Source organism: Curtobacterium sp. MMLR14_010 (genome assembly GCF_001865015.1).
Classification (GTDB): domain Bacteria; phylum Actinomycetota; class Actinomycetes; order Actinomycetales; family Microbacteriaceae; genus Curtobacterium.
Map to the genome: position 1 here is coordinate 39655 of NZ_MJGV01000018.1, position 15458 is coordinate 55112.

Sequence of the window (15458 nt, forward strand, 5' to 3'; positions counted from 1 at the left end):
GGTCATGTGGGAACGGCTACGCTGGACGTCGTGCGGGGCAGAGCAGCGCCGCACGACACACACGAGCATCAATCGACGGAGAGTGGGCGATCGGCTGTGTCGAGCCATCTGACCGGAACTGACGAGACCGCGGGCGAATTCGGCGCGAACGAGTGGCTGGTGGACGAGCTCTACGAGCAGTTCCTCGCCGACAAGGACTCCGTCGACAAGTCGTGGTGGCCGGTCCTCGAGAGCTACCACCAGAGCGGGAAGGGCAGCGCCGCCGCTCCCGCCGGTGACACCGCACCGACGCCGCCGGCACCGGCAGCACCACCCGCAGCGGCTCCTGCCGCGCCCGGCGCTTCCGGCACCGAGGGCAAGGGCGGCCAGATCCAGGCCCGCACCACCTCGAAGCAGCCGTCCCCGCAGCCGATCCCGGCCGAGGCGAACGACCAGACCGACGAGCACGACGAGACCCACGAGGACGTGGCCACCCCGCTCCGTGGCATGGCGAAGACCCTGGCGTCGAACATGGACGCCTCGCTGACCGTCCCCACCGCGACCAGCGTCCGGACGATCCCGGCGAAGCTGATGATCGACAACCGCATCGTCATCAACAACCACCTGCGCCGTGCCCGCGGCGGCAAGATCTCCTTCACGCACCTCATCGGCTGGGCCATGGTGCAGGCACTCAAGGACACCCCGAGCCAGAACGTCTTCTACGAGGACCGCGACGGCAAGCCCTTCGTGGTGCAGCCCGCGCACGTGGGCCTCGGCATCGCGATCGACGTCCCGAAGAAGGACGGCACCCGCTCCCTCCTCGTCCCGAGCATCAAGCGCGCCGAGTCGCTGACGTTCGGGCAGTTCCTCTCCGCGTACGAGGACCTCGTCAAGCGGGCTCGCGACAACAAGCTCACCCCGACGGACTTCCAGGGCACGACGATCTCCTTGACGAACCCGGGCGGCATCGGCACCGTGCACTCGGTCCCCCGGCTAACCAAGGGCCAGGGGTCGATCATCGGCGCCGGCGCACTCGAGTACCCGGCGCAGTTCCAGGGCTCGGCTGCCAAGACCCTCGTCGAGCTCGGCATCGGCAAGACCATCACCCTGACGAGCACCTACGACCACCGCGTCATCCAGGGCGCCGGCTCGGGCGAGTACCTCAAGCGCGTGCACGAGCGGCTCATCGGCGAGCACGGCTTCTACGAGGGCATCTTCTCGGCGCTCCGGATCCCGTACAAGCCGATCCAGTGGGCGAACGACATCAACGTCGACCTCGCGCACCGCGTCAACAAGACGGCCCGCGTGCAGGAGCTCATCAACAGCTTCCGGGTCCGCGGTCACCTGATGGCCGACATCGACCCGCTCGAGTACCGGCAGCGCACGCACCCCGACCTCGAGATCGAGAGCCACGGGCTGACGTTCTGGGACCTCGACCGCGAGTTCGTCACGGGCGGGCTCGCCGGCACCACCAACGCGCCGCTCCGCGACGTCCTCGGCGTGCTCCGAGACGCCTACTGCCGCACGGTCGGCATCGAGTACATGCACATCCAGGACCCGGAGCAGCGCCGCTGGATCCAGTCCCGCATCGAGGTCCCCTACAGCAAGCCCTCGAAGGAGGAGCAGCTGCGGGTCCTCGGCAAGCTCAACGAGGCCGAGGCCTTCGAGACCTTCCTGCAGACCAAGTACGTCGGCCAGAAGCGCTTCTCGCTCGAGGGCGGCGAGTCCACCATCGCCTTCCTCGACACCCTCATCCAGCACGCGGCGATCGCCGGGCTCGACGAGGTCGCGATCGGCATGGCGCACCGCGGTCGCCTCAACGTGCTGACGAACATCGCCGGCAAGACCTACGGCCAGATCTTCCGCGAGTTCGAGGGCACCACGCTCCCGGGCTCCGTGCAGGGCCAGGGGTCCGGTGACGTCAAGTACCACGTCGGCACCGAGGGGGTCTTCCGCGCGTCGGACGGCACCACGATCCCCGTCACGATCGCGGCGAACCCCTCCCACCTCGAGGCCGTCGACGGCGTGCTCGAGGGCATCGTCCGCGCCAAGCAGGACCGCGGCCCGGCCGGGGTCTACGGCGTGCTCCCCGTGCTCGTCCACGGCGACGCGGCGATGGCGGGCCAGGGCGTCGTCGTCGAGACCCTGCAGATGTCCCAGCTCCGCGGCTACCGCACCGGCGGCACCGTGCACCTGGTGATCAACAACCAGGTCGGGTTCACCACCCCGCCGGACCAGGCACGTACCTCGGTGTACTCCACCGACGTCGCCAAGACGATCCAGGCGCCGATCTTCCACGTGAACGGCGACGACCCCGAGTCCGTCGCCCGCGTCGCCGACCTGGCGTTCGCGTACCGCGAGGAGTTCCACCGCGACGTCGTCATCGACCTCGTCTGCTACCGCCGCCGCGGCCACAACGAGGGCGACGACCCCTCGATGACGCAGCCGCTCATGTACAACCTCATCGAGGCCAAGCGCTCCGTCCGCACGCTGTTCACCGAGGCCCTGGTCGGTCGCGGCGACATCACGCAAGAGGAGTACGACGAGGCCCACCGCGACTTCCAGGACCGCCTCGAGCGGGCCTTCGCGGAGACGCACGAGGCCCAGACCGGCACGATCCCCGTGATCGAGGTCGACGACGACGGTGCCGTGCAGGGGCTCGAACGACCGGCAGCGCAGCGCGACGACTCCGAGCACGAGGCCCGCGACACCGCGATCCCGCAGGACCTCGTCGAGCTCATCGGTGATGCACACGGCAACCCGCCCGCCGGGTTCCAGGTCCACCCGAAGCTGCAGGCCCTGCTCACGAAGCGCACCGAGATGACCCGCAAGGGCGGTGTCGACTGGGCGATGGCCGAGCTGATGGCGATCGGGTCGCTGCTGACCGAGGGCAAGCCCGTCCGGCTCGCCGGGCAGGACGCCCGCCGCGGCACCTTCGTCCAGCGTCAAGCGGTGTTCCACGACCGCAACAACGGCCAGGAGTGGCTGCCGCTGTCGAACCTGACCGAGGACCAGGCCCGCTTCTACATCTACGACACGCTGCTCAGCGAGTACGCGGCGATGGCGTTCGAGTACGGCTACTCGGTGGAACGCCCCGACGCCCTCGTGCTCTGGGAGGCGCAGTTCGGCGACTTCGCCAACGGCGCCCAGACGGTCATCGACGAGTTCATCTCCTCGGCCGAGCAGAAGTGGGGCCAGCGCTCCGGCCTGGTGCTGCTGCTGCCGCACGGCTACGAGGGCCAGGGACCCGACCACTCGTCGGCCCGCATCGAGCGCTACCTGCAGCTGTGCGCGCAGGACAACATGGTGGTGGCACGCCCGTCGACCCCGGCGTCGTACTTCCACCTGCTCCGTCGCCAGGCGTGGGAGCGCCCGCAGAAGCCGCTCGTGGTGTTCAGCCCGAAGGCGATGCTCCGACTCCGCCAGGCGACGAGCCCGGTCGACGCCTTCACGAGCGGCACCTTCGACGAGGTCATCGACGACGCCACGATCACCGACCGCAGTGCCGTGCGCCGCGTCGTGCTGCACTCGGGCAAGGTCCACCACGACCTGCGCGCCGAGGCCGAGAAGCGCGGGATCACCGACGTCGCCCTTGTCCGACTCGAGCAGCTCGCACCACTCCCCCTCGAGCGCCTGCTCGAGGTCCTGGCGGGCTACCCGGACGCCGAGGTCGTGTGGGCCCAGGAAGAGCCCGAGAACCAGGGCGCCTGGCCGTTCGTGTGCATGAACCTCTCGCCGCACCTCGACGGGCGTCCGCTGTCGGTCGCGTCCCGTCCCGCGAGCGCCGCACCCGCCACGGGGTCGTCGAAGCGCTCGTCACAAGAGGCCTCCGACGTCATCACGAAGGCACTCGGCTAGCCGACCGCGCCCCGCGCGCAGCGCGAAGCGGGAACTCCCTCAGACGATGCGGGTGTAGCGCACGCCGGAGTCGTGGTACCCGCGCTTCTGGTAGAAGCGGTGCGCACTGTCCGTCGCGGCGGCGCTGACGGCGGACAGCCGTCGTGCGCCCTGTTCGCCGGCCCACGTCTCGAAGGTGCCGATGAGCAGGGAACCGGTGCCGAGCCTCCTGGCTGACGGGTCGACCACCAGCAGGAGCAGCTGCGCGGTCGGCTCGTCCGAGGCGTACGCCCACGTGACCTGCGCTCCCGCGACGGCGACGGCCCGGCCGGCGTCGTCCCGGACGATCCACGTCCGGTGGCCGGCCTCGGGCGTGAGCCGCTCGAGGCGTTCCCGCATGCCCACGGGGTCGGCGTCGTGCCCGAGGAGGCGGACGAGGGTGGTGACGTCGTCGACGTCCGGGTCGGACCAGCTGGTGATCGACTCGACGGAGAGGCTCATATCCGTGACCCTACCCGGGCCGCTGTTCGTGTTGCGCCACGGAGTTCCATCGCAACTGATATTCATATACGCTGCTGGTATGTCACCGACCGGGTGACCCGACCGACAGGACAGCCATGCACATCACCTCCCGCCACGGCCGCACCGCCGCCTGGATCGCCTTCCCCCTCGCCGTCGTCGCCAGCGGCGCGCTCATCGCCACCGCGTCGTACGCCGCGTTCTCCGACACCACCGAGAACGCCGGCAACAACTGGCGCACCGGCTCCGTCACCCTCACCGACGACGACCAGGACAGGGCCCTGTTCGACGTCGGGAACCTCGTCCCCGGTTCTGACGGCTCGAACTGCATCACGGTGACTGCGAACACGACGAACCCGACCACCGTCAAGCTCTACACCGCCGACCAGGCGGACGAGGACACCCTCGCACAGCACCTCAACATGACGGTCGAGCGCGGCTCGCTCGGCACGGCCGGGGACTGCGACACCTTCACGCCGGAGTCGACCGTGCACGAGGGCACCCTCGCCGGGTTGCTGGAGCTCGACTCGTACGGCGAAGGACTCGACGACTGGGCCCCGACCGTCGGCACCGCGAGCACCACCTACCGGTTCGTCTACGACCTCGACACGGAGACGCCGAACTCGGCGCAGTCCTCGGCGGCCGGCACGACGTTCGTGTGGGAAGCCCAGACGGCTTCCTGACCCGTCCACGACCGACCCGTTCGAGACCGAGCACGAGGAGCAGCCGATGCCGACCACCATCACCACCTGGCACCGCCGGTGCGTGGGTGACGTCCCCCGGCTGCTCCTCGCGGTCGCGGCGAGGACCGTGCTGTGGTCGGTCCTCCTCCTGGCGCTCTGGTCGACGCTCCCCGCCTTCCTCGGCTGGCACGTGACGACGGTGGTGTCGGGCTCGATGGCGCCGGCGATCCGGACGGGTGACGTCGTCGCGGCGATGCCGGCCGGGCCAGACGCCGTCACGCCGGGTCGTGTGCTGCTCGTCGAGGACCCCGACCACGACGACCGGCTCCGCCTGCACCGGCTCCGCCGCGTCGAACCGGACGGGTCGCTCCGACTCCGCGGCGACGCCAACCCCGCCGCCGACCGGACGACCGTGGAGCCTGACGCGGTGCTCGGCATCGGTGTCCTGCGGTTCCCGGGCGTCGGGCTGCCGCGCGTGTGGATCGCCGACCGTGCCTGGTCGCACCTCGTGGCCGCCGGGCTCGGGGCGGCGGCGCTGCTCCTGCTCGCACGCCTCGACCGACCGATCCTGGCGGGCGAGCCCTGCCGGCGGTGCGGCACCCCGCGCTGGGACCTCCGCACGACGCCGATGCGCCCCGGGGCCGCGGGCGCCAGGACCGACTCGGCAGCGGTCCCCCTCGTCGCCAGTGCCCTCGTGGTGCTCGTCGGCCTCAGCACCGCGCTCTCCGGCGCCGCGTTCTCCGGGGTCACCACGAGCAGGTCGGAACTGGGCTCGAGCGAGTTCGGGTGCTTCCACCACGACCCGGCCGGCGCCGTGCTCGCGTGGGACTTCGCGGAGAAGAACGGCACGCGGGTCGCTGACGTCAGCGGGCACGGCGCGGACGGGTTCTTCGCCAACGCCGGTGCATCCCGGATCGACGGCGACTGCGCCGCGAACCCGTACGTCCACCTGACCGCCGTCGGCGCCGAGGGCTACGCGGTCACGGACACCGCGGTCGCGGCGCCGAACGTCTTCACGATCTCCGCCTGGTTCCGCACCGACGTCGCCAGCGGTCGGGTCTTCGGCTTCAGCTCGGACCAGAGCGTGTCCTCGACGTACCGCGACCGCCACCTGTTCATCGACACCGGCGGTCGGCTGCGCTTCGGGACCGAGGAGTCCGGATCACAGTTCAAGTTCGCCCTGGCTTCCGCGGGACGCGTCGACGACGGGCAGTGGCACCACGCGGTCGGCACGTTCACACCGGGGTCGATGGTGCTGTACCTCGACGGTCAGCGCCAGGGCAGCCGCACCGATGCCAGGAGCCTGCGCCAGTACGGCGGGTTCTGGCGTGTGGGCCGCCAGTCGCTCGACGGGTGGGCCAACAGCGGGGGGTTCGCATTCGTCGGCGACGTCGACACGGTCCGCGTCCACGACCGGGTGCTCGACCCGGCGGCGGTCGCAGCCGACTACGCGGCCGGGCGCTGAACGACCCGCCAACGTCGACCGTCCGGTGGCCCGACCGCCGACCGGTACACCGGGTCAGTGCGTGGACTGCTCCTCGCGGATGCGGGTCAGGATCTCGCTCCGGAGCTGGTCCGGCGCGGTCTCCCGGCAGGCACGCTTGACGGTCTCCATCAGGACCACGCCGACACGGTGCTCGGTCTGGCAGTCGACACAGTCGTCCATGTGCTCACGGATGTCCGTGGCGTCCTCGTGCCGCAGCTCGTCGTGCAGGAACTCCTCGAGCTCCGCCTTGGCCTTGGAGCAGTCGCAGCCGCTCATCGCGCACCCTTTCCGTTCGTGCGGCTCGAAGCCGCAGCAGTTCCTCGGCCTCGTCCGCGCATCGTCGCCGTCGACGCTGCGTCCGGGACGACACCGGTCTCGCGGGCGTGGTCCGCCAGGAGCCCCCGGAGGAGTCGGCGTCCACGGTGGAGGCGGCTCATTACCGTCCCCACGGGGGTCTTCATGATTTCGGCGATCTCCTGGTAGGAGAAGCCCTCGACGTCAGCGAAGTAGACGGCCATCCGGAAGTCCTCGGGGATGGCCTGCAGGGCGTCCTTCACCGCGGAGGACGGCAGGTGGTCGATCGCGTCGGCCTCAGCGGACCGTGCGGAGATCGACTGGGTGACGCTCTCCGCGCCGCCGAGCTGCCAGTCCTCGAGCTCGTCGATGGTGCCCTGGTACGGGTTCCGCTGGTTCTTGCGGTACGTGTTGATGAACGTGTTCGTCAGGATCCGGTACAGCCAGGCCTTGAGGTTCGTGCCCTGCTTGAACTGGCGGAACGCGGCGAACGCCTTGACGAAGGTCTCCTGGACCAGGTCGGACGCGTCGGCGGGGTTCCGGGTCATGCGCATCGCGGCGCCGTAGAGCTGGTCCATGAACGGGATGGCCTGGTCCTCGAAGAGGCGGCGCAGCTCGGGGCTGGAGACGGTCTTCGCGTCGACGAGCTCGTCTTCGTCCTCCACAGCGTCCAGCTGGGCCTCGGTCTCCTCGACCAGGTCGTTCGGTGTCGCCTGTGGCTCGTCGGTCGTCATCGCCCGCCAGTCTAGGGCGAGCGGCGTCGAGACGACGGGCAGCGTCGTCGACGCGTCCGGCAAGCGTGTCCGCGTGGGTGCGAGTGCTGTCGCCACGGGTCCTCCACATCGTTTCAGTAGTCTTGTGAACCGATGGCAGACACGACGCATTCCCAGAGCCAGACCCCCACCGGCGCGGGTCCGGCCCCGTGGGTCGCGCCCGTCGCGAGCGGACCCCTGCGCGGCGACGTCGCGCTGCCCGGGTCGAAGTCACTGACGAACCGCGAGCTCGTCCTCGCGGCCCTCGCCGACGGCCCCTCGACGATCCACCTGCCGCTGCACTCGCGGGACTCCGCCCTGATGATCGCGGGACTCCGCGCGCTCGGTGTGGGCATCGAGGAGCTCCCGGGCACGAACCCGTACGGCCCCGACCTCCGGGTCACCCCGGCCCCGATGACCGGGGACGTCAGCGTCGACTGCGGGCTCGCCGGCACCGTGATGCGCTTCCTGCCCCCGCTCGCCGCCCTCGCCGTCGGCCCGGTCGTCTTCGACGGCGACGAGTCCGCCCGCCGCCGCCCGATGCGCCCCGTCATCGACGCCCTGGTGCAGCTCGGCATCGACGTCACCGACGACGGCGACGGTTCGCTGCCGTTCGCGTTCACCGGCACCGGGTCGGTCCGCGGTGGACCGCTGTCGATCGACGCCTCGGCCTCGTCCCAGTTCGTGTCCGGCCTGCTGCTCTCGGCGCCCCGCTTCGACGAGGGCCTGCACCTCCGCCACGACGGCGAGCGCCTGCCGAGCCTCCCCCACATCGAGATGACCGTCGCCGCGCTCCGTGCCCGCGGGGTCCGCGTCGACGAACCCGCCGTCGGCGAGTGGGTCGTGCACCCCGGGCCCATCGCCGCGGTCGACGTCACCATCGAGCCCGACCTGTCGAACGCCGCGCCCTTCGCCGTGGCCGCACTGGTCGCCGGCGGCACCGTCCGCATCCGCACCTGGCCCACCAGCACGACGCAGGTGGGTGCCGACCTCGAGACCCTGCTGCCCCGCTGGGGCGCGACCGTGGACCGGGACGGCGAGGACCTGGTGTTCGGAGGCGGCGTCGGGATCCGAGGGGGAGCCTCCGTCCCGGGTCTGGACCTGGACCTGAGCCGCGGTGGCGAGCTGGCACCGGCGCTCGTCGCGCTGGCGGCGTTGGCCGCCGGACCGACGACCATCACCGGGATCGGCCACCTCCGTGGTCACGAAACGGACCGCCTGGCAGCGCTGGCTGCGGACGTGAACCAGACGGGAGGCTCGGTGCACGAACTCGACGACGGCCTGCGGATCGAGCCGGCGCCGCTCCACGGCGGTGGCTGGGCCGCGTACGAGGACCACCGGATGGCGACCGCCGGCGCGATCGTCGGGCTGGTGACGCCGGGCGTCGAAGTCGACGACATCGGGACGACGGCGAAGACGCTGCCGCAGTTCCCGGAGCTGTGGGCGGCGCTGGTGGCGTCGTCGTCTCCGTCGGGGGTGTCCCGATGAGCTGGTGGGACGAGGACGGCGGGTCGGACGGCGACGAGGACGAGCCGTACGGCCAGTACGACGAGTCGAGCGTGCGGGTCCGCCCGAACCCGAAGGGCAACCGGCCGCGAACGAAGACGCGTCCCGCGTACGAGGACGCGCCGATCGGCTGGGTGACGAACGTCGACCGCGGGCGCTTCGGCGTGCTCGTGACCGACGAGGACGGCGAGCACGTCGTCACGGCGACGAAGGCCCGGGAACTCGGACGCAAGTCCGTCGTCACGGGCGACCACGTGTCGCTCACCGGGGACGTCTCGGGCGACGAGGGCTCCCTGGCGCGCATCGTGCGGGTCGCCGAGCGGACGACGCTGCTGCGCCGGAGCGCCGACGACTCGGACGAGGTCGAGCGCGTCATCGTCGCGAACGCCGACCAGATGCTCATCGTCGTCGCGGCCGCCGACCCCGAGCCCCGCACCCGCCTCATCGACCGGTACCTCGTGGCGGCGTTCGACGCCGGCCTCGACCCGATCCTGTGCATCACGAAGACCGACCTCGCCGACCCGGCCGCGTTCCTGGCGCACTTCGCATGCCTGGACCTGCGGATCGTGACGAGCCGCGCGGACGACTTCCCCCTCGAGGACCTGCACGAGCTGCTCGACGGCAAGGTCACCGTGACCGTGGGGCACTCGGGCGTCGGCAAGTCCACGCTCGTGAACGCCCTGACCGGGTCCACGCGGGCGATCGGCGTCGTGAACTCCGTCACCGGGCGGGGGCGGCACACGTCGTCGTCCTCGGTCGCGCTGCGCGTGCACGACGGCGGGTGGATCATCGACACCCCGGGTGTGCGGTCGTTCGGCCTCGGGCACGTGCAGCCCGAGAACGTGTTCCGCGCCTTCGCCTCGCACGCGATCCCGGTACTGCCCCCGCGGGACGGCATCCCGCTGCCGCAGGCCCACGACTGGGAGATCGTCGACCGGGTCGCCGCCGGGGAGCTCGGGCCGACGGGCATCGAGCGGCTCGACTCCTTCCGTGCGCTGCTGACGGGCATGGGCGCGCACGACCCCGGTTCCGACTAGCGCGCGCTGGGCCGGCGGGTTGCCGGGCTGCCGGCCGCCGGGCCTCCGGGGGCACGTCCCGGTCCCTGCCGACTGGTCGCAACACCCCGCTCACGTCCGCCGAGCGGCCACGAACTGTCGTCTGACCGCGCTGGCGATGACGTTCAGTGGCCACTCGGCGCCATGCGGGCGGGGTGTCGTGACCGCTGGTCCCGGACTGGGCCCGCGTCGACAACGGGCACGAGCGGGCGTAGCATCGGCACACGTGTCTGAAGTTGCAAAGTACAACTACGCCAAGAGCCTCCATGCCGCACCCCGGCCACCCCACCGTGCGCCCGGGGTGCTCCGCCCCGCTGGCCTCGGCCGCACGCTGCTGACGTTCGCGACGCACATCCTCGTGCCGCTGTTCCTCGCGGCCGGCATGGGCCTGGCCTACCTCGGCGCGTTCCACGCCCCCACGCCCAAGGAGCTCCCCGTCGGCATCGTCGGCCAGGGCCCCACCACGCAGGTGTTCGCGCAGACGGTCACCGACCAGTCGGACGGCGCCCTCGTGGCCCACGTCGTGCCCACGACGGCGAACGCCGAGCGCCAGGTGCGCGACCGCGACCTCGCGGCCGTGTACGCCGCGACCACGACGGGCGCCACCCTGTACGTGAGCACCGCTGCGTCCGAGACGACCGCCACGGCGGCGCAGAAGGTGTTCCTGCCGATCGCGTACGACCAGCACCTGCCGTTCCGCGTGGTGGACGTCGTGCCGACCGGCGACCAGGACACCACCGGGCAGGGCCTGTTCTTCCTGCTCGTGGCGCTGAGCGTCGGCGGGTACGCCTCGGCCATCGCGGTCGCGGCGTTCGCCACGCGGCTCGGCGCGGTCTGGACCGCGGTGGTCGGGCTCGCCACGGCCGGGGTGGTCGCGGGCATCGGCACGGCCGTCGCCGGGCCGGTCTACGGCGTCGTCACGACCCACACGTGGCAGGTGTTCCTGTTCGCCTGGATGTACGACGCGGTCATCATCGGCCTGGGGATCGGTCTGCACCCGCTGCTCGGACGGTGGACGACCCCGGTGCTGACGATGCTGTTCGTGATGCTCAACTTCACATCCTCGGGTGGGATCTTCCAGCCGGCGTTCCAGCCCGGGTTCTTCGCCGCGCTCAACACGTTCTGGAGCGGCGCCGCCTGGTTGCAGGCCGCGCAGGACCTGCAGTACTTCCCCGGCGCCTCCCTCGGTCGGAGCTCCCTGGTGCTGGCACTGTGGCTCGCCGCTGCGGTGCTGCTCTGCGTCGTGGTGCACGGCCTGGTCGCCCGCCGCACCCGCATCGCCCGCGAGCGCGAGGTCAGCCGGCTCGAGGAGGAAGAGGTCGTCGCGGCCTAGCCCCGCTACGCTCGTCCCGTGGACCTCAGCGCCGACCTGGACTTCGCCCGTTCCCTCGCGGACGCCGCGGACGCGATCAGCCTGGAGCGCTTCCGGGCGGCCGACCTGCACGTGTCGCGGAAGGCCGACAGCACCCACGTCACCGACGCCGACCAGGCGGTCGAACGGGCCCTGCGCGAGCGGATCACCGCCGAGCGACCCGACGACGCCTTCCTCGGCGAGGAGACCACCGCGGACACCGGCGCCGACGCCCTCAGCGAGGGACACCGCCAGTGGGTGGTCGACCCGATCGACGGCACCGCGAACTACCTCCGAGGCGTCCCGGTCTGGGCGACCCTCATCGCGCTCGCGGTGGACGGCCGGCCCGTCCTCGGCGTGGTCAGCGCCCCGGCCCTCGGCAAGCGCTGGTGGGCGGCAGCGGGCCTCGGCGCGCACGGGTTCGACGGTCCCCTGCACGTGTCGGGCGTCGCGGACCTGGCGGACGCGAGCCTGAGCTACAACAGCATCCAGCAGTGGGACGAGGACGACCGGCTCGAGCCGCTCATCACGCTGTCGCGGGCGGTGTGGCGCACGCGGGCCTACGGCGACATGTGGTCGTACATGATGGTCGCCGAGGGCATCCTCGACGTCGCCGGTGAGCCGGACCTCAAGCCGTGGGACATGGCGGCCCTGGTGCCCATCGTCGAGGAGGCCGGCGGCCGCTTCACCTCGCTCGACGGCGACCCCGGCCCCTGGCACGGCAGCGCCCTCGCCACGAACGGCCTGGTGCACGACGCCGTGGTCGAGATCATCCGCCGCTGAGCAGGAACTGGTCCACCCGGAGGGGGACAGCCCTGTCCCCCGTTCCGGCCCCTGGATCGCTCCATGTGCCCCCCACGAGGGGGGCGACACCCCCCGTACTGGGGTGATCGTTCGTCACATCCGACTGCGTGCATCGGCTGTCCCGTGGAACTACTGAGATAGGTTCCTTCACAGACGGCAGGCCAGTCGACGCCTCGGGATCCCTAGTCCCGGAGCTGACGCAAGCCCGTCGTGTTCGTCAGATACCCAACCCGAAGGGTGAGAAGACGATGAATTCATCGTTCCCGAGCGAGATCGAGTGCACCCTCACTCGACCGCATTCCAACCACGATCTGCCTGGCGCCGCCCTGGTGGCCGCCACACGTCCGAGCTCCCGCGGGGTCACCACCCCCGTCCTGGCTCGGTCCGCCTCCGTGCGCACTGACCTCTGGTCCGCCTCTGGTACCGGAGGCCGGTGAGTCCTGATGGAACTCACCGGTCGACGTACTGAGGTCGACCGGATCGCAGCCCTCGCAGTCCTCCCCCGGGAGTCTGCGATGGTCGTGGTCGGCGACCCTGGCTCCGGACGCAGCAGCGTCCTCGACGCGGTCTCGCACCGTGTCTCCATCCCCGTCGTCCGACTGGGCGTCAACGGAAGCGAAGCCCGTTGGCCCATGTCGGGAGTGACCTCCCTGTTCACCGCCCTCGACGACCCCCGAGCCTCGGCGCACATCGCGCGCCTGGTCCGGAACGTCGACGAGGGCCTGGCCGCAGCGCACGACTTCCTGGACGCCGTGCACGCGCTGACGCTCCCGCCGACGCTCGTGCTCATCGACGACCTGGACCGCATGGACGCCGAGAGCCAGGAGCTCATCGCGTTCCTCGCGGGACGGCTCGCCGGCACGGCGCTCCGCCTCGTGGCGACCGTCCGTCGTGTGCCGTCGAACGGCCCGCTCACGTCCCTCCCCACGCTGCGGCTCGAACCGCTGGCGCAGGACGAGGCGCTCGTGCTGGCCCGTGACATGGCCCCGGAAGAGGCGAACGACGGCGTCCTCGCCGTCCTCGCCCACGAGACCGGCGGCAACCCCGGTGCCCTCCGCGAGCAGATCGGCGCACTCCGCCGTGAACAGCTCGTCGGCACCGAGCCGCTCGTGCTCCCGCTCCGCCCCACCCCGACGACCGCCGCAGCCGCGGCACTCGTGCTCGAAGCCGCTGCAGGACGCGATCTGGACGTCCTGGCGCGGTTGGCACTCGTGCCCACTGCCCGGCTCGCCGGCTGGGACCGGGACGCCGTCGACGACCTCGTCGGCGCCGGCCTGGCCACGCTCCGCGGGCAGTCGATCGCCGTCCGTGACCCGCTCGTCCGCTCCGCGCTGTACTGGAGCATGCCCGCGAAGGACCGCCGTGAGGCGCACACCGAGCTGGCAGCGGACGCCGCGGCACACGACGACCGGTCGGCCGTCTGGCACAGCAGCTTCGTCGAGCACACGCCCGACGCCGTCGCGCTGCTGACCGCGGCGAAGTCGTACGCGGCCGAGGGCGACTCGCACGCCGCCGTCGCCCTGACCGAACGTGCCCTGCACGTCGGGACGGGCTCGGAGGTCGAGCACGCCGCACTGCTGACCGTCGCCGAGGTCCTCCTCGGACACCGGCTGCTCGGCTACGCGGCGCGGTACCTCGCGGCGATCAAGCCGTTCGTGGAACTGCGCGACGAGGTCCGACGACTCCGCCTGCAGTACTCGGTGCAGTACCTCAGCGGCGACGCGGTCCACGCGGACGAGCTGATGGTGCCCGTCCGCACCGACGACGCCGAGGAGTCCGACGCCCTCGCCGGCCTGCTGGCCATGGTGGCGTCCTTCCGCGCCGAGGCGTGGGAACTCGACCAGGCACGTGACCTGCTGCACCGCGCCGAGCTCTTCGAGGACCGTGCCTCCGTGCACACCGCGGAGATCCTCGCCACGGCACGACAGCTCGTCGCCGCCGTCGACGGCACCCTGCCGCCGGACGCCGAGCTGCACGAGGGCCTCGCGGCCCAGAAGCTGCTCGCGATGTCCGACCCGGCACTGCTGCTGCTCTCGCACGCCCTGAGCCTCGCCGAGCGCTACCGCAGCGCCCGACGCGTGTTCGCCCTCGTGCTCGCCCGGGCCACCGACACCGCTCCGGTGTGGCTCGAGGCGGCGCGCTACCTGTCCGCCGAGAACGAGGTGCGCTCCGGGAACTTCCGGCAGGCGCTCCGCGCGATCGACGTGTGGGAGTCCGGCTCGGCCGTCGTCGAACGGCTCCGTGAGCCGTCGCGGGCGATCGCCATCGCCTGGCGGCACTTCGCGGAGGGCCGCTCGGCCGACGCGCTCGACGTCATCGACCACTGCCTGCGACAGCGCACCACGAGCCGGCTGTGGGGTGCGACGGCGAAGCTGTACGCCCTGCGCGGCCGGGTGCTGCTGCTCGACGGCCGGCTCGAGGAGGCCGCGTCCTCCCTCGAGGCCGCCGACGCCATCGGCCGCTCCCTGCGGAACCCGGCGGTGCTCCGGCACCTCGGGGACCTGGTCGAGGCCTACGCCCGGCTCGACCGGATCGACGACGCGCGGAACATCACCGCACGCCTCGCCGCCGACCACCACGCCCGTCCGTCCCGCTGGGGCGCCCTGGTGCTGGCACGGAGCGTCGCGCTCATCGCCGACGAGGGGACCAAGGACGCGTCCAAGCGACGTGCCCTCGAGGTGTTCCAGCCGGCGGACTCGCAGTTCGAGCGAGCCCGCACGTTCGCGGCCCTCGCCGCGGTCGGCACCCCCGCCGACCGTGCCCGCCTGGGTGCAGCGGCTGCGGCGGCGTACGAGGCCGCCGGTCTCCGACGCCCGCTCGTGACGCCGGCCCCGACGGTCGCGATGCCCACCCTCGGTGGCGTCGTCGGCTCCGGTCCGTTCTCCGGTGCGGTGCGCTCCAGCGTGCTCCTCTCCGCGACCACCCCCGGGACGCCGCGGAGCGCGCCGGACGCCTCGGCGGTGCTCACGTCGCTGACCGCCGAGGAGCGTGCCGTGGTGCAGAAGGTGACGGAGGGGTACCGCAACCGCGAGATCGCCTCGTCGCTGTACATGTCCCAGCGCACGGTCGAGCTGCGCCTGACGCAGATCTACCGCAAGGTCGGAGCGCGGTCGCGCTCCCACCTGGTCGCGCTGCTCACGTGACCTGATCCTGCCCGTCCACACACTGGAGGCCCGGTGCCAGCTGGCACCG

The 15458-nt window shown here is 71.7% G+C and carries 11 protein-coding genes; 8 read left to right on the forward strand and 3 right to left on the reverse strand.

What is annotated here, in order from left to right; genetic code table 11:
- Positions 1-96 precede the first annotated feature (96 nt).
- Positions 97-3837: a multifunctional oxoglutarate decarboxylase/oxoglutarate dehydrogenase thiamine pyrophosphate-binding subunit/dihydrolipoyllysine-residue succinyltransferase subunit gene (locus BIU98_RS02790; RefSeq protein ID WP_175481276.1), complete on the forward strand. Its 3741-nt coding sequence runs from the start codon at positions 97-99 to the stop codon at positions 3835-3837.
- A gap of 39 nt (positions 3838-3876) precedes the next feature.
- Here the strand turns inward: BIU98_RS02790 and BIU98_RS02795 are convergent, their stop codons facing one another.
- Positions 3877-4317, reverse strand: coding sequence for an N-acetyltransferase (locus BIU98_RS02795; RefSeq protein WP_071271125.1), 441 nt, complete (start codon positions 4315-4317; stop codon positions 3877-3879).
- Positions 4318-4433: 116 nt separating this feature from the next.
- Here BIU98_RS02795 and BIU98_RS02800 point away from each other — a divergent pair, with 116 nt between their 5' ends.
- Both BIU98_RS02800 and BIU98_RS02805 read left to right on the forward strand, forming a co-directional pair.
- Entirely contained in the window at positions 4434-5018 is a 585-nt protein-coding gene (locus tag BIU98_RS02800; protein WP_071271128.1) for a hypothetical protein, read from the forward strand.
- Positions 5019-5064: 46 nt separating this feature from the next.
- Complete coding sequence (locus BIU98_RS02805; protein WP_071271131.1) at positions 5065-6483, forward strand: LamG-like jellyroll fold domain-containing protein; 1419 nt, start codon at positions 5065-5067, stop codon at positions 6481-6483.
- 54 nt (positions 6484-6537) lie between these two features.
- Here the strand turns inward: BIU98_RS02805 and BIU98_RS02810 are convergent, their stop codons facing one another.
- Positions 6538-6780, reverse strand: a complete 243-nt coding sequence (locus BIU98_RS02810; protein WP_071271134.1) for an alpha-ketoglutarate decarboxylase — start codon at positions 6778-6780, stop codon at positions 6538-6540.
- Entirely contained in the window at positions 6777-7532 is a 756-nt protein-coding gene (locus tag BIU98_RS02815; protein WP_139200534.1) for a sigma-70 family RNA polymerase sigma factor, read from the reverse strand. Before BIU98_RS02815 ends, BIU98_RS02810 begins: the two co-directional genes overlap by 4 nt.
- A gap of 132 nt (positions 7533-7664) precedes the next feature.
- Here BIU98_RS02815 and aroA point away from each other — a divergent pair, with 132 nt between their 5' ends.
- From aroA to BIU98_RS02840, 5 genes are all read left to right on the forward strand, one after another.
- Positions 7665-9038, forward strand: a complete 1374-nt coding sequence (aroA, locus tag BIU98_RS02820; RefSeq protein ID WP_071271137.1) for a 3-phosphoshikimate 1-carboxyvinyltransferase — start codon at positions 7665-7667, stop codon at positions 9036-9038.
- Positions 9035-10093: a ribosome small subunit-dependent GTPase A gene (gene rsgA / locus BIU98_RS02825; RefSeq protein WP_071271293.1), complete on the forward strand. Its 1059-nt coding sequence runs from the start codon at positions 9035-9037 to the stop codon at positions 10091-10093. Before aroA ends, rsgA begins: the two co-directional genes overlap by 4 nt.
- Before the next feature lie 244 nt (positions 10094-10337).
- Positions 10338-11444: a hypothetical protein gene (locus BIU98_RS02830; protein ID WP_139200535.1), complete on the forward strand. Its 1107-nt coding sequence runs from the start codon at positions 10338-10340 to the stop codon at positions 11442-11444.
- An 18-nt stretch (positions 11445-11462) separates the two neighbouring features.
- Complete coding sequence (locus BIU98_RS02835; RefSeq protein WP_071271144.1) at positions 11463-12245, forward strand: inositol monophosphatase family protein; 783 nt, start codon at positions 11463-11465, stop codon at positions 12243-12245.
- A gap of 464 nt (positions 12246-12709) precedes the next feature.
- The gene (locus BIU98_RS02840; RefSeq protein WP_071271147.1) at positions 12710-15409 is read left to right on the forward strand and encodes a LuxR family transcriptional regulator; all 2700 of its coding nucleotides are present in this window, start codon (positions 12710-12712) and stop codon (positions 15407-15409) included.
- The last annotated feature ends 49 nt before the right edge of the window (positions 15410-15458 follow it).

Excerpts from the sequence above, each read along its gene's own strand:
- BIU98_RS02795 (WP_071271125.1), bottom strand. The coding sequence starts at position 4,317 with ATGAGCCTCTCCGTCGAGTCGATCACCAGCTGGTCCGACCCGGACGTC.
- BIU98_RS02800 (WP_071271128.1), top strand. The coding sequence starts at position 4,434 with ATGCACATCACCTCCCGCCACGGCCGCACCGCCGCCTGGATCGCCTTC.
- BIU98_RS02805 (WP_071271131.1), top strand. The coding sequence starts at position 5,065 with ATGCCGACCACCATCACCACCTGGCACCGCCGGTGCGTGGGTGACGTC.
- BIU98_RS02810 (WP_071271134.1), bottom strand. The coding sequence starts at position 6,780 with ATGAGCGGCTGCGACTGCTCCAAGGCCAAGGCGGAGCTCGAGGAGTTC.
- BIU98_RS02815 (WP_139200534.1), bottom strand. The coding sequence starts at position 7,532 with ATGACGACCGACGAGCCACAGGCGACACCGAACGACCTGGTCGAGGAG.
- aroA (WP_071271137.1), top strand. The coding sequence starts at position 7,665 with ATGGCAGACACGACGCATTCCCAGAGCCAGACCCCCACCGGCGCGGGT.
- rsgA (WP_071271293.1), top strand. The coding sequence starts at position 9,035 with ATGAGCTGGTGGGACGAGGACGGCGGGTCGGACGGCGACGAGGACGAG.
- BIU98_RS02840 (WP_071271147.1), top strand. The coding sequence starts at position 12,710 with ATGGAACTCACCGGTCGACGTACTGAGGTCGACCGGATCGCAGCCCTC.